The 13,958-nt window shown below is 72.5% G+C and carries 11 protein-coding genes and 3 pseudogenes; 8 read left to right on the top strand and 6 right to left on the bottom strand.

Translation table 11 applies throughout. The features are described 5' to 3' along the window. Positions 1 to 40 precede the first annotated feature (40 nt). The 3 genes and pseudogenes from AB5J53_RS15470 to AB5J53_RS15460 all read right to left on the bottom strand — a co-directional run. Positions 41 to 1,186: a LuxR C-terminal-related transcriptional regulator gene (locus AB5J53_RS15470; RefSeq protein WP_369246226.1), complete on the bottom strand. Its 1,146-nt coding sequence runs from the start codon at positions 1,184 to 1,186 to the stop codon at positions 41 to 43. 208 nt (positions 1,187 to 1,394) lie between these two features. Further along, complete coding sequence (locus AB5J53_RS15465) at positions 1,395 to 1,559, bottom strand: hypothetical protein (RefSeq protein ID WP_369246225.1); 165 nt, start codon at positions 1,557 to 1,559, stop codon at positions 1,395 to 1,397. Between the two features lie 577 nt (positions 1,560 to 2,136). Further along, positions 2,137 to 3,174 (bottom strand): annotated as a pseudogene (locus tag AB5J53_RS15460) (hypothetical protein); the annotation flags it as partial. Positions 3,175 to 3,417: 243 nt separating this feature from the next. Here AB5J53_RS15460 and AB5J53_RS15455 point away from each other — a divergent pair. The 3 genes from AB5J53_RS15455 (at position 3,418) to AB5J53_RS15445 (ending at position 6,469) form a co-directional block, all read left to right on the top strand. Further along, positions 3,418 to 4,269: a Nif3-like dinuclear metal center hexameric protein gene (locus tag AB5J53_RS15455; protein WP_369246224.1), complete on the top strand. Its 852-nt coding sequence runs from the start codon at positions 3,418 to 3,420 to the stop codon at positions 4,267 to 4,269. Next, on the top strand, positions 4,266 to 5,009 hold the full coding sequence (locus AB5J53_RS15450) for a zinc ribbon domain-containing protein (protein ID WP_369252245.1): 744 nt from the start codon (positions 4,266 to 4,268) through the stop codon (positions 5,007 to 5,009). Before AB5J53_RS15455 ends, AB5J53_RS15450 begins: the two co-directional genes overlap by 4 nt. Positions 5,010 to 5,080: 71 nt before the next feature. Continuing rightward, positions 5,081 to 6,469 carry a bifunctional RNase H/acid phosphatase gene (locus AB5J53_RS15445; RefSeq protein WP_369246223.1) on the top strand — a complete coding sequence of 463 codons (1,389 nt, stop codon included), beginning with the start codon at positions 5,081 to 5,083 and terminating at the stop codon, positions 6,467 to 6,469. On the opposite strand, the gene AB5J53_RS15440 is transcribed toward AB5J53_RS15445, so the two are convergent. Further along, a complete protein-coding gene (locus AB5J53_RS15440) occupies positions 6,470 to 7,270 on the bottom strand; it encodes a helix-turn-helix domain-containing protein (protein WP_369246222.1) in 801 nt (266 codons plus the stop codon). Positions 7,271 to 7,499: 229 nt separating this feature from the next. Between AB5J53_RS15440 and AB5J53_RS15435 the strand changes: the two genes are divergently transcribed. Further along, on the top strand, positions 7,500 to 8,519 hold the full coding sequence (locus AB5J53_RS15435; RefSeq protein ID WP_369246221.1) for an NAD(P)-dependent alcohol dehydrogenase: 1,020 nt from the start codon (positions 7,500 to 7,502) through the stop codon (positions 8,517 to 8,519). A gap of 61 nt (positions 8,520 to 8,580) precedes the next feature. Here AB5J53_RS15435 and eda read toward each other — a convergent pair whose 3' ends face one another. Next, a complete protein-coding gene (gene eda / locus AB5J53_RS15430; protein WP_369246220.1) occupies positions 8,581 to 9,234 on the bottom strand; it encodes a bifunctional 4-hydroxy-2-oxoglutarate aldolase/2-dehydro-3-deoxy-phosphogluconate aldolase in 654 nt (217 codons plus the stop codon). A 233-nt stretch (positions 9,235 to 9,467) separates the two neighbouring features. Further along, a complete protein-coding gene (gene yaaA / locus AB5J53_RS15425; protein WP_369246219.1) occupies positions 9,468 to 10,268 on the bottom strand; it encodes a peroxide stress protein YaaA in 801 nt (266 codons plus the stop codon). Between the two features lie 176 nt (positions 10,269 to 10,444). Here yaaA and AB5J53_RS15420 point away from each other — a divergent pair, with 176 nt between their 5' ends. From AB5J53_RS15420 to AB5J53_RS15405, 4 genes and pseudogenes are all read left to right on the top strand, one after another. After that, a complete protein-coding gene (locus tag AB5J53_RS15420) occupies positions 10,445 to 11,878 on the top strand; it encodes an RNB domain-containing ribonuclease (RefSeq protein ID WP_369246218.1) in 1,434 nt (477 codons plus the stop codon). A gap of 91 nt (positions 11,879 to 11,969) precedes the next feature. Then, positions 11,970 to 12,167: pseudogene (locus tag AB5J53_RS15415) on the top strand (TetR-like C-terminal domain-containing protein); the annotation flags it as partial. Between the two features lie 29 nt (positions 12,168 to 12,196). Further along, positions 12,197 to 13,021, top strand: coding sequence for an AraC family transcriptional regulator (locus AB5J53_RS15410; RefSeq protein WP_369246217.1), 825 nt, complete (start codon positions 12,197 to 12,199; stop codon positions 13,019 to 13,021). Positions 13,022 to 13,070: 49 nt separating this feature from the next. Then, positions 13,071 to 13,850 (top strand): annotated as a pseudogene (locus tag AB5J53_RS15405) (DMT family transporter); the annotation flags it as partial. Positions 13,851 to 13,958 lie beyond the last annotated feature (108 nt).

Here is a 13,958-nt window from a genome sequence, read left to right as displayed (position 1 = left end):
AGCTCTCTCGAACAGCTCACGGAAGCTTTCGGACGGACGGCTACTGCTCCTCCGGGCTCAGCAGCCGCCCGTCCGTCGACAGGGACGGGTGCGCCAGCTGCGGCAGATAGTGCCGGAAGAACAACTCGGCGACCAGCTCGCGGCGGCTGCGCACCCCCACCTTGTCGAAGATCTGCTTGAGATGGTCCTGCACCGTGTACGCGGACACACCGAGATGCTGGGCGATCTCGCTGGTCGAGCGGCCGAGCAGCAGGTGCTGGGCGATCTGCCGGGCGCGCGGCGACAGCCCGTACACGTCGAGGACCAGCGCGGTCAGTTCGGCGGGGTCGGTGGGGCCGACGGAGATCACGGTGGTGGTCTCGCCGCTCTGGTCGACGGGCCAGGCCCGCAGCGAGATCCAGCGGCCCGCGCTCGTGGGCGCCCGTACGTGTGCCCCGGCGCCGGCCGCTTCGCCGCGGGCCTGCACGGCCAGCGCGCGCAGCAGATACGGGGCTGTCCCGCCGCGGCCGGGCGCGTGCTGCTCCTGCAGCTGGTCGATCCAGTGGTGTGCCGTCGGCGACATCGACCGCACTCCGAGGTCGCCGTCGAGCACCACCCAGCCCGGCGCGTCCGGCAGCGGCCCGCAGTCCACGCCGGACAGCAACAGCGAGCGGCGCAGCGCGGCACAGGCGGGCACGCTCAGGGCCTCGGCGACGGCCAGGTCGGCGGAGGAGAAGGGGCGCGTGTGCGCGTCCCGGCACAGCACGAGCAGGCCCCAGGTGCGCCGGCCGTCCCGGAGCAGGACCCGTAACTCGTCGGTGAGGTCGAGAGGTCGGAGGATCTCCCGGTAGTACTTGCTGTCGTCGAGCCGACCGTGTGTCGACCGGCTGAGCAGGCTCACCTTGCCCGGACGCCGGGCCAGCGCCCGCAGGTTGTCGACGTCGTCCTGTTCCACGTGCTCGATCTCGAAGAGGCGGCGCATGCTCGACTCCGGGAAACCGGACTCGTGCTGGCCGCCGGTGTCCAGCAGTGTCGAGGGGTCCAGGACCACTCCGCACCAGATGTCCGCCGGTACGGCGTCCAGCAGGACGCGGGTGGTGTGGTCGAGTACGGCGAGGGCGCTGAGCTCGCCGCGCAGGCCGCGTTCGAGGCGGGCGGTGGTCTCGGACAGGATCATCGGCGCGTCCCCGGAATATCGGCCCGTCATATCCCAGGAATCTGGGATACCCCCGCGGATGTCAGCTCCGTACCGTGGGTCTCGATTGTGGGGGTCGGTTCCCGCCCGGACAAGGGGGACTCACCCCGACAACGGGGGACTTGGACGTCGCCCACGCGTGGGGCCCGGGGGAGCCCCGCATGCAGCGGCCCCGCTCGCCATGGCGCGAGCGGGGCCGTGTGCCGGGTTCGGCGTGCCGTCAGGCGGCGTTGTCCTGGTCGGACGGCTTGCGGTGGCGGCCCTGCGGGGTCGCCGCGTCGTCGTGGCCGGAGATCGGGCCGCGGTGCCTTCCGTGGCCTTCGGCCTGGGCCGTGGCCTCGTGGGAGTCGGTGCCCCGTGCTTCCATCGTGCTGGTGTCGCTCATTTAAGTGTTCACCCCGTATGCAAGATCCTACTTTTACAGCCGGGGGATTCTAACTGGCGGTCATGGCGGGGGTGTCGGTGGGTGAGCTTTCTTCGCCCCCTCCGCCCCTGCCCGTCCCGTACCTGGGGGCTGCGCCCCCAGACCCCCCTTCGGCCTTGACGGCCTCGTCCTCGAACGCCGGACGGGCTGAGAAATGCCGGCCGGGGTGGAGAGTGGCGCCCGGGGTGGGCGTGATGTGGCCCGGGGTGGGAGTGGTGTGGCCTGGGGTGGGAGTGGTGTGGCCTGGGGCGGGCGCGATGTGGCCCGGGGTGGGTGTGGTGCGGCTCGCGGCCTCGTCCTCGAATGCCGGGCGGGCCGAGGGTGCCTGGGCGGGCTGGTTCAGTTGCGGCCCCTGGTTGTTCAACTGCACCCCCCGACCGCGCAGTTGCAAGCCCCGGCCGTTCAACCGCACCACCCGTCCCTCCAGAGGTGCCTGTTGGAGAGGGACCGGGCGGGCTGGTGGTCGTAGTTCGGGGCCCTGGCCGGCGTCCCGGTCAGGGCCCCCTTCCCCCGCCCCTGCCCCCATGGGCGCTCCCACCCGGGCCACCCCGCACGGCACCGCCCCCGTCGCGTACGGCAGTTGGAGCACCCCCTCTCTGGTCCACAGGCCGGTGCCCGCCAACCAGCCCTCGGGGGCCGGGAGATGGTGGACCTGGCGTTCGGCGGGGCGCCAGATGCCGAGCCAGGTACCCGCCGGGCCGTCGATGCGCAGGGCGACCGCGCAGGTCTCGGGGGTGAGCATCTGGCCGGGCTGGATCGCGAAGGGTGTCACCGCGCAGTCGGTCAGGCGCAGGCACTCCGGGAAGCGGACGGGCAGGGTGCTGCCGACGACGCCCCAGCCGAGGCGGTCGTGGCCCGGGGACGGGGCGTCGGAGCGGATGAGGAGGAGGCCGCTGTCGGCGTCCGCGAGGAGCAGTCGGTCGTTGCTGTGCTCCGCGATCTGGAGGAACGGGAACATCTCGCCGCCGCGCTCCAGGTCGACGACCACCGTCTTGGTGCGGCCGTCCCGGCAGCGGTCCAGCGCGAGCAGGCGGCCGGTGCCGTCCAGCCACACCCCGCCCGAGCAGTGGCCCGGCACCTCTGCCAGGTGCTCGGGTCCGAACGCGCCGCCCGCCACCAGCCACACCGCGGTGGAGCCCCGGCCCACGGCGAGGGCGTACGCCCGCTGCCCGCCGGGCGCGGGCGGCAGCAGCCGCAGCCGGGTGCCCTCGTCGGGGCACTCCACCGCGCCGAGCGGCAGCTCGCCGGTGCCGGGCCCGGTCGGGTACAGGAGGGAGAAGACGTGCCGTCCCTCCGTGACGCGGTGGATCAGCACCCTTCCGTCGGTCAGCGGCAGCACCTCGGTGCCGGGCTCCTCCGGCTGGTGGCCGGGCAGCGGTACGGCGTACGGCTCGGGGCCGTCCAGCGTCCAGCGCTCCGGGTACCAGGACTCGCCGGCCCGGGTGAGGCGCGCCGCGTACGTGCCGTCAGTGGTGATCACACAGGCGGGACGGGCGGTCCAGTCGTTCACGCCGTGGTTCGCGTCCTGGCTCTCGTCCTCGTTCTCCGCCCCAGGCTCCGTCGCACAGGCCGTCATCGTTCGGTCACCTCCGGCGACGAAGCTAGTTTTCGCACGCACAGACGTGGGACCGACGGGCGGCCGCTTCACACATAAGGGTGGCCATGTCGGGATTCGCCTGAGGAAACGGGGGCGGATGTGCTGAACGGTGGTGGGGAGGCGGGGGTGGGCCTGGGCGACCGGGGCCCGCCCATCGCCGGGGCGCTGGTCGAGTGGCTCGCGACCGGTCGGGCCGGGACGTAAGACAGGTAGCCTTTCCCCGTGCCCCGTCTGTCTGAAGTCATCGCCGCGCTCGACGCTCTCTGGCCCCCCGAGAGGGCCGAGGACTGGGACGCGGTCGGCACCGTCTGCGGCGACCCCGACCAGGAGGTCACGCGCGTACTGTTCGCCGTCGACCCGGTCCAGGACATCGTCGACGAGGCGGTGAAGCTGGGTGCGGATCTGCTGGTCACCCACCATCCGCTCTATCTGCGCGGTACGACGACGGTGGCGGCCACCACCTTCAAGGGCCGCGTCGTGCACACCCTGATCAAGAACGACATCGCGCTGCACGTCGCCCACACGAACGCCGACCGCGCCGATCCGGGAGTCTCCGACGCCCTCGCGGGCGCGCTGGACCTTCGTGTCGTACGGCCCCTCGTGCCGGACCCGACCGACCCGGACGGCCGCCGGGGCCTCGGCCGAGTCTGTGAGCTGGACCACCCGCTGACCGTCCGCGACCTCGCCGCGCGCGCCGCCGAGCGGCTGCCCGCCACCGCACAGGGCATCCGCGTCGCGGGCGACCCCGACGCGCTGGTACGGACCGTCGCGGTCAGCGGCGGCTCCGGCGACAGCCTCTTCGACGACGTGCGCGCCGCCGGCGTGGACGCCTTCCTCACCGCGGACCTGCGCCACCACCCGGCGTCCGAAGCCCGCGCCCACAGTCCTCTCGCGCTGCTCGACGCGGCGCACTGGGCCACCGAGTGGCCCTGGTGCGAGCTGGCCGCCGCCCAGCTCGACGAGATCTCCGACCGTCATGGATGGGACCTGAGGGTCCACGTCTCGAAGACGGTCACCGACCCCTGGACCGCCCACGCGGCCTCTATCACCGACACATCAGGAGCCCCCAACTGAACGCCGCGCCCGCCGACCAGATCCGACTCCTCGACGTCCAGGCCCTCGACGTACGCCTTCAGCAGCTGGCGCACAAGCGGAGGTCGCTGCCCGAGCACGCCGAGATCGAGTCGCTGAACAAGGACCTCACGCAGCTGCGCGACCTGCTCGTCGCCTCACAGACCGAGGAGAGCGACTGCGCCCGCGAGCAGACCAAGGCCGAGCAGGACGTCGACCAGGTGCGCCAGCGCGCCGCCCGCGACCAGAAGCGCCTCGACTCCGGTGCCGTGTCGTCCCCCAAGGACCTGGAGAACCTCCAGCGCGAGATCACCTCCCTCGCCAAGCGCCAGGGTGACCTCGAGGACGTCGTCCTGGAGGTCATGGAGCGCCGCGAGTCCGCCCAGGAGCGCGTCGCCGAGCTGACCGAGCGCGTCTCCTCCGTCCAGTCGAAGATCGACGACGCGACCTCGCGCCGGGACGCCGCCTTCGAGTCCCTCGACGGCGACACCGCGACGGCGAGGAAGGAGCGCGAGGTCATCGCCGCCACGATCCCCCCCGACCTCCTCAAGCTCTACGACAAGCTGCGCGACCAGCAGGGCGGCGTCGGCGCGGCCCGGCTCTACCAGCGCCGCTGCGAGGGCTGCCGCCTGGAGCTCAACATCACGGAGGTCAACGAGGTGAAGGCGGCCTCCCCGGACACCGTGCTGCGCTGCGAGAACTGCCGTCGCATTCTGGTGCGCACGTCCGAGTCCGGTCTGTAAGTCCGTAGGCCTCCGGGTCTGCAAGTCCGTAGGCCTGTAGGTCTGCAAGAAGTCTGTAAGGGGCTTGACGCGTGCGGGAGTTCATCGTCGAGGCCGACGGCGGTTCCCGGGGCAACCCGGGGCCCGCGGGCTACGGCTCCGTGGTCATCGACGCGGCCACCGGGGAGACGCTGGTGGAGCGCGCCGAGTACATCGGCATCGCCACCAACAACGTCGCGGAGTACCGGGGGCTGGTGGCCGGCCTGCGCGCTGCCCACGAACTGGACCCGACCGCCTCGATCCGGGTCCGCATGGACTCCAAGCTCGTCGTCGAGCAGATGTCCGGCCGCTGGAAGATCAAGCACCCGGACATGAAGCCGCTGGCCGCCGAGGCCGCGCGGATCCTCCCGTCCGAGCAGGTCACGTACGAGTGGATCCCGCGCGAGCAGAACAAGCACGCGGACCGGCTCGCCAACGAGGCGATGGACGCGGGAAGGCGGGGCGAGCAGTGGTCGGCGTCGGCATCGACGGCGGAACTGGACGCGCGTGCGGCGCGTGCCGCGGCTCCTGAGCCGTCCGGCCCGCCCGGGGACGCGGTGGCGGGCGCGGCGAAGGCACGGGCGGCGCTGGCGGGGATTCGCGGTGGCGTGGCGCCCGCTGAGGCGCCGGGCTCGGGAGCGCCCCGCGAGGGGCGCGGCGAACTGCGCGACCAGCCCGCACCGGCCCGCGGTTTGACGACTCCCGGCTCCACCCCGTCACCCGGCGGCGGAGCCGCACAGTCCGAAAGCGATGTGAGGGCCGCGCAGAACGTGGCCGCCACCGCACCGACGGTCGGTTGGGGCGCAGCCCCCGACCTGGGCGCCCCGGCCACCTTCGTCCTCCTCCGCCACGGCGAGACCCCCCTGACCCCCCAGAAGCGATTCTCGGGCAGCGGCGGCAGCGACCCGTCACTGTCGGACGTGGGCCGGGAACAGGCCGAGCGGGTCGCCGCGGCGCTGGCCGCGCGCGGCACCATCCAGGCGATCGTGGCGTCGCCGCTGACCCGGACCCGGGAGACCGCGGGGGCCGTCGCCGCCCGCCTCGGGCTCGACGTGGTCATCGAGGACGGGCTGCGCGAGACGGACTTCGGCGCCTGGGAGGGGCTGACGTTCGGCGAGGTGCGGGAGCGCTACCCCGACGACCTGAACGCCTGGCTCGCCTCGCCGAAGGCCGAACCGTCCGGCGGCGGCGAGAGCTTCGCGGCGACCGCCCGCCGTATGGCCACCACCCGCGACAAGCTGATCGCCTCGTACGCGGGCCGCACCGTCCTGCTCGTCACGCACGTCACCCCGATCAAGACCCTCGTACGCCTCGCCCTCGGCGCCCCTCCGGAGTCCCTGTTCCGTATGGAACTGTCCGCGGCCTCCCTCTCGGCGGTGGCGTACTACGCGGACGGCAACGCGAGCGTCCGCCTGTTCAACGACACCTCTCACCTGCGCTGATCACGTGCGCCGAGCGGCGCGGGCCCGCAGGATCTCCGCCGTCTCCCGGTCCGCCGGGAGAAATGCCTCCAGGTGGAGCTCGGCGAGCGTGACGTCCACCGCCGTCGCGAACGACGTCAGCGTGGTGAGCAGTCTCAACTCGCCCTCCGGGCGCCGCAGTCGCAGCGGTACGGCGAAGCCCAGGTAGTCCGCGCCGGGCTCGCTCGCGGGCACGTAGTCCGCCAACTCCTCGGCGAGCGCGTCGAGGTGGGGATCCGGGCTGCGTACGGCTCGGGCCCGCAGGTTCTCCACGATGTGCTGCCCCCACGCGTCCAGGTTCACCACCCGTGACGCCATCCCGCGCGGATGCAGCGCGAGCCGCAGCACGTTGACGGGCGGTTCGAGCAGCGACGCGTCCGCCCCCTCCGTGAGCACGTCGAACGCCTCGTTGGCCGCGACGAGTTCACCCCGTGGCCCCGCCACCACGGCCGGATAGGGCAGATGCCCTTCGAGAATGCTGTCCAGCGCCTCCCGTACGGGCTTCAGCGCGACGGCGTCGAGCGGTGACTCGGCGAACGCGGGCGCGTAACCGGCCGCCAGCAGAAGTGAGTTGCGCTCCCGCAGCGTCAGCTCCAGCGACTCGGCGAGCCTGATCACGATCTCTCTGCCGGGTACCGAACGCCCGCGCTCGATGAAGCTGACGTACCGCTGAGTCGTCCCCGCCCGCGAGGCGAGCTCCAGCTGACTGACCCGCCGCGCGGTGCGCCAGCGCAACAGCTCCCGGGCGAAGGGAGGGGGCTCGATGGAGGTGCTGGTGGTCATGGCTCAGTTGTACGTCATGGGTACGACAGCGCCGTCTGTATGACATGGCCCTCTCTACGACGACGGCTGTCTCTGCGACGTGGCCCTCTCCGCGACGACAACCGTCTCTACGACGTGGCCGTCCCGGTGAGCCGTCATACCTTGCCGGGAATTGAGCGACGTACCCCGTCCGAGCAGCATGGACGCATCCACAGAGCAGACCTCACAGAGCAGACCTCAGGGAGCGGACATGCGCGCCTACCACCTCGAAACGCTCGGCACCGTCGACGGCATCGTCCCGCGCGAGACCGACCGCCCGGAGCCCGGCCCCCGCGAGATCCTCGTCCGCGTCCGGGCCGTCTCCCTCAACAAGCGCGATCTCCTGCTCATGAAGGGGACCTACCCGCTGAAGGCCGTGCCGGATGTGATCCCGGTGAGCGACGGAGCGGGTGAAGTCGTCGCGGTGGGAGGGGAGGTGACCCGGTTCGCGGTCGGCGACCGGGTGGCGGGCACGTACTTCCCCAACTGGCTCGACGGACGGATCACGCCGGCCCTGTTCGACCAGCCGGGCGCCACCCTGAACGGCATGCTCACCGAGTACGCCGTCCTGGACCAAGAGGCCGCCGTACTCGTCCCGGACCACCTGACCTGGGAGGAAGCGGCCTGCCTGCCCTGTGCCGGAGTCACCGCCTGGCACTCCCTGACGGGCGGCGAGCCCCTGGCCCCCGGCCAGACCGTGCTCACCCTGGGCACCGGCGCGCTGTCCCTCTTCGTGGTGCAGTTCGCCAAGATGCTGGGCGCCGAGGTCATCGCGACGACGTCGAGCGCCGCGAAGGCCGACCGCCTCAAGGCGCTCGGCGCGGACCACGTCGTCAACTACGCCGAGAACCCGGAATGGGGGTCGGTGGTAAGGGAGTTGACCGGCGGTCGGGGTGCCGACCTCGTCGTCGAGACCAACGGCCCCGACACGATCGAGCAGTCCATGCGCGCCGCAGCGCTCTACGGCCAGATCGTGCTCCTGATCACCGGCAACCCGCGCAGGCCGGGCATCGAGATCTCCAACGCGGCGTACGCGGCGAGTCTGGCGACGATCCGCCGGGTGTTCGTCGGCAGCCGGGCGCACTTCGAGTCCATGAACCGGGCGCTGACGCTGCACGGGACGCGCCCGGTCATCGACCGTGTCTTCGGCTTCGACGAGGTCCACGAGGCCTTCCGCCACTACGAGAGCGGGGTGGCCTTCGGCAAGGTCGTCATTCGGGTGGCGGCCTGAGCCGTCGTCATTCGGGTGGCGGCCTGGGCGGTCGTCATTCGGGTGGCGGCGTGGGCGGTCGTTATCCGAGGGGCGGCCTGAGCGCCGCGGCCTCCCGCGCCAAGGCCTCGATCCACCCCCAGTCCCGCCCCGCGACCGCATCCTGCGGGAGCATCCAGCTCCCGCCCACGCAGCCGACGTTGGGAAGCGCGAGGTACTCCGGCGCGGAGGCCGGACCGATGCCGCCCGTCGGGCAGAACCGCGCCTGCGGCAGCGGGCCCGCCAGTGACTTGAGGTACGCAGTGCCGCCCGCCGCCTGCGCCGGGAAGAACTTCATCTCGCGCACGCCCCGCTCCAGGAGCGCCACGACCTCCGTCGTGGTGGAGACCCCCGGCAGGAACGACACCCCGGACGCCTTCATGGCATCGAGCAGTACGTCCGTCCAGCCCGGGCTGACCAGGAAGCGTGCGCCCGCCGCCACCGAGTCGGCCACCTGCTCCGGTGACAGGACCGTGCCCGCGCCGACCACCGCGTCCGGCACCTGGGCCGCGATCGCCCGGATCGCGTCGAGCGCGACCGGCGTCCGCAGCGTCACCTCGATCGCGGGCAGCCCGCCCGCGACGAGCGCCCGCGCCAGGGGTACGGCGTCGGCGGCGTCCGTGACCACGACGACGGGGACCACGGGGGCGAGATCCAGTACGGAGGCAGGCGGGGATGAGGGCAGCGGCGAAGTCATACGCCTCATCCTGCCCGGGGTGTGCAGTATGCGCAAAGGTCATTGCATATGCTGCAACGAGGTCCAAGGGAGCCACGTCGGCGGTGCGGGCGAAAGCCGGGCTCGCGGGACGGGCCACAGCCTTTTGTCGAGCCGCGCTCGCGGTGCGGGCCACAACCTCGGCCAAGCCGCGCTCGTGGCACAGGCCGCAACCCCATCCGAGCGGCGCTCGCGCGGCCGCCGAAGGGAAGGGCTCAGTGGATCTCCGTCACCACCACGTCCAGCGCCCACGCCCTGCCCGCCCTGCCCGGAGCCTCCGCCTCCACCACGTACCCGAGGTCCCGCAGCGCCTCCACCAGCTCCGCCGGGCCCTTCGGCGCCGCGCCCGCGGTGAGCAGGCTGCGTACGATCTTGCCCTTGGTCGCCTTGTTGAAGTGGCTGACGACGGAACGCTTCTCGACCCCGTTCACCATCTGGGAGTGCAGCACCCGCACGGTCGCCGTCCGCCCGGCGACCTCGCCCTTCGGCTTCCATGCCGACGCGTACGCCGAGGACCGCAGGTCCAGCACGAGTCCGTCGCCGGCCGCCTCTGGCAGCGCGGTGACCATCGGGGTACGCCAGTGCGCGCCCAGAGCCCCGAGCCCGGGCAGCTTCACACCCATCGAGCAGCGGTACGAGGGGATCCGGTCGGTCACCCGGACCGCGCCCCACAGCCCCGAGAACACGAGCAGCGAGCGTGCCGCCCGCCTCTTCGCCGTCGTGTCCAGGGAGGCCAGGTCCAGGGAGTCGTACAGGACTCCCGTGTAGATCTCCCCGGCCGGGCGGGCGCCCGCGGTCCGCAGGTCCACGTTCTTGGCGACCTCGCCGCGCAGGCCCTCGCTCAGTCCGAGCACCTCACGGGCCTTCTCCTCGTCGGCCGCGCACAGCTCGACCAGCTCGTCGAGGACCGCCTGGCGCGCCTCGGTGAGGCCCGGCAGGGACAGCGACTCCAGCTTCAGCGCGGTTCCCCGGCCGGAGGGCGCCTTGCCTTCGGAGGGCGGCAGCAGCACGAGCACGGTGTGGTTCTCCTAACGGTGGTGTGGCCCGCGCCAGCCTAAGCGGTCGGGGTACCGGGTGAATTCGGAGTGCGGGGCGAGCTCCCGGAGCAAGGCGTACTCCGGGTGCCGGCCGAACTCAAGATGCCGGGCGAACTCGGGGTGCCGGGTGAAGGAGCGCGTCCTACGCTCGCCGTATGCCTCGCCGCCACATACGCGTCACCGGTGCACCGGAGGCTCCCCTGCGAGCCGCCCTCCGCGCGCTGCGGACCGAGCTGGGGGTGTCCGAGAACTTCCCGCCCGATGTCCTGACCGAGGCCGCGCGGCCACCCCGCCTGCCTTCCTACGACGCGACGGACATCCCCCTCTTCACCATCGACCCCCCGACCTCCACCGACCTCGACCAGGCGATGCACCTCGAGCGCCGCGAGAAGCGCGGCTACCGCGTCCGGTACGCCATCGCCGACGTCGCCGCCTTCGTCGCACCCGGCGGCGCCTTGGACGCCGAGGCCCACCGCCGCGTCCAGACCCTCTACTTCCCGGACGAGAAGGTCCCCCTGCACCCGGCCCAGCTCTCCGAAGGCACCGCCAGTCTGCTCCCGGACCAGACCTGCCCGGCCGTGCTGTGGACGATCGACCTCGACACGGACGGCCGTACGGAGGCGACCGACGTACGCCGTGCCCTCGTACGCAGCCGCGCCAAGCTCGACTACACGCATGCGCAGAAGCGGATCGGGGCGGGGACGGCGGAGGAGCCGCTGGCCCTCCTCAAGGAGATCGGGGAGGCCCGTGAACGACTGGAGGTCGAGCGCGGCGGCATCTCGTTGAACGTCCCCGAGCAGGAGATCGTCGACGAGGACGGGATGTACGAACTCGTCTACCGCGCCCCGCTCCCCGTCGAGGGCTGGAACGCGCAACTCTCTCTGCTCACCGGGATGACGGCGGCCGAGCTGATGCTCGCGCACGGCACGGGGGTGCTGCGCACGCTGCCCGCCGCCCCCGACGGCGCGGTCGGCCGCCTCCGCCGTACGGCCAAGGCCCTCCGCATCGACTGGCCGCACCATGTCTCGTACGCGGAGCTCATCCGCTCCCTCGACCCGCACTGGCCGCACCACGCGGCCTTCCTCCTGGAGTGCACGACGCTGTTGCGCGGCGCCGGCTACACGGTGTTCCGGGACGGCGTCCGCCCGGAGCTCACCTCCCACGCCGCTGTGGCCGCGCCCTACGCCCACTGCACGGCCCCCCTGCGCCGCCTCGCCGACCGCTACGCCTCGGAGATCTGCCTCGCGGCCGCCGCGGATCAGCCGCCCCCCGAGTGGGTCCTCGCGGCCCTCGACGACCTCCCCGGGCAGATGGCCGACGGCGCCCGGCGCGCGGGCACCGTCGAACGCGAGTGCGTCGACATCGTGGAGGCCGCGCTGCTCAAGGACCGCGTCGGCGACATCTTCGAGGGCTGCGTGGTCGACGTACAGGAACACGAACCCACCGTCGGAACCGTGCAACTGGAGTCCCCGGCGGTCTTCGCCCGCATCGCGGGCGGCACGGCCGCGCTGCCGCTGGGGGAGCGGTTGCGGGTACGGCTCACCCAAGCGGACCCGGGAACGGCGAAGGTGCAGTTCGCGCCCGCGTGAGGGCCTGCGGGCCAACCCTGACGGCGCCCTTGATCGTGTGCCACGATCGAGGGAACCCTACTCGACCGGTGCCGAACCCCGGCCGCGGCCGCGCGCGTCCCTCCCGGCGGGCCTGGAGGACCGGGCCGCCGCACCGCTGATGCGGGTGTGCGGAGGCGATCTGGACCTCGCCCGCGCGACCTGGGCGTTCCCCCACGGGATGGTGATCCTGGAGATCCACGGGCGGTTTCCGGACGATGCGGATCTGGACGCGGCATGGAAACGGGGGACGCGGGCGTTGCACCCCTGAGAAGACCGCAGGAGCCGGGGGAGGCGACCGTGACCGTACGCGAAGAGGCCCACTGGACCCGGGCCACGCTCGGCCGTGACGGCCGGCCCCTCGACCTGCTGACCGCCCGCTTCGACACGTTCCGCTACGCGCCGCACGCCCACGACGAGTTCACCATCGGCGTCTGCGTCGGCGGCTCGGAGATCATCGACTACCGAGGCGGCCGCATCCACACCGGCCCCGGCTCGATCGCCGTCCTGGCCCCCGGCGAGATGCACACCGGCGGCCCGGCCGCCTCCGACGGCTACGCCTACCGGGCCCTGTACGCCGAGCCCTCCCTGCTCGCCGAGGGCACCCTGGGCGGCCTCCCGCACTTCCGCGAACCCGTCCTCGACGACCCCGAGCTGGCCGCCGCCCTGCGCACCGCGCACACCGAACTGAGCGTCTGCCCCGACCCGTTGGAGGCCGAGTCCCGCCTCCCGTGGCTGTTCACGGCCCTGGCCCGGCGCCACTCCACGGCTCGCCCGGCCTGCGACACGGTCCCGGGAGCGGCCCACATAGCCCACGCCGTACGCGACCGCCTGGCCGACGAACTCCAGGCGCCCCCCTCCCTCGCCTCCCTCGCCAGCGACCTGGGCCTGTCCCGCTACCAACTCCTGCGCGCCTTCCGTACGACGATGGGGATACCGCCGTACGCCTGGCTGGCCCAGCACCGGGTGAACCGGGCCCGTGGGCTGCTGGAATCCGGGCTGCGACCGGCGGAGGTGGCCTCGCTCGTGGGCTTCGCGGACCAGGCACACCTGACGCGCTGGTTCCGGCGGGTGCTGGGAGTGACTCCGGCCGCGTACCGCGCCAGCGTGTCCCCGTCGCCGTAGTGCAACAGCGTTCAAGACCCCGGCCGCCGACGCGGCCGAAACTGTCCCTATGACTGCACGTGGCTGGTTCTTGTTCTCCCTGATGGGAGTGGTCTGGGGCATTCCCTACCTGATGATCAAGGTGGCGGTGGATGGCGTGTCCCCGTCCATGGTGGTGTTCACGCGCTGCACGGTGGGCGCCGCGCTGCTGCTCCCCTTCGCGATACGCCAAGGCGGCCTGACCCGGACCGTACGAACCCACTGGCGCCCCATGCTGGCCTTCGCCTGCATCGAGATCATGGTCCCCTGGTGGACCCTCACGGACGCCGAGCGCCATCTGTCCAGCTCCACCGCGGGCCTGCTGATCGCGGGCGTACCGATCGTCGGAGTCGCCGCGGCCCGCCTCTTCGGCGACACGGAACGGCTCGGCGCCCGCCGGATGACGGGCCTGGCCCTGGGCCTGTCCGGCGTCGCGGTCCTCACCGTCCCGCACCTGACGGGCGGCGACGCCCGCTCGCTGGTCGAGGTACTGCTGACGGTCATCGGCTACGCGACCGCGCCGGTGATCGCGGCGCGCCACCTGAAGGACGTACCGACGCTCCAGCTCACGGCCCCCTGCCTGGCCCTGGCGGCGCTGGTGTACGCCCCCGCGGCGGCCGCGACCTGGCCTTCCGCACCCCCATCCCCGGAGGTCCTGTCGGCCCTCGCCGGCCTGGGCGTCATCTGCACGGCGGTCGCCTTCGTCGCCTTCCTGGAACTGATCAAGGAGGCGGGCCCCACGAGGGCGACGGTGATCACGTACGTCAACCCGGCCGTCGCGGTGGCGGCGGGAGCCCTCTTCCTGGACGAAAGCCTGACGGCGGGGATCGCCGTGGCCTTCGCCCTGATCCTGGCGGGCTCGGTCCTCGCGACGGCCGGACCGAGGCGCGCTCCACGCCCGGTACCATGGTCGACACGG

The organism is Streptomyces sp. R41 (assembly GCF_041053055.1).
Lineage (GTDB): Bacteria > Actinomycetota > Actinomycetes > Streptomycetales > Streptomycetaceae > Streptomyces.
This window is presented reverse-complemented; position numbering and strand designations above follow the sequence as displayed.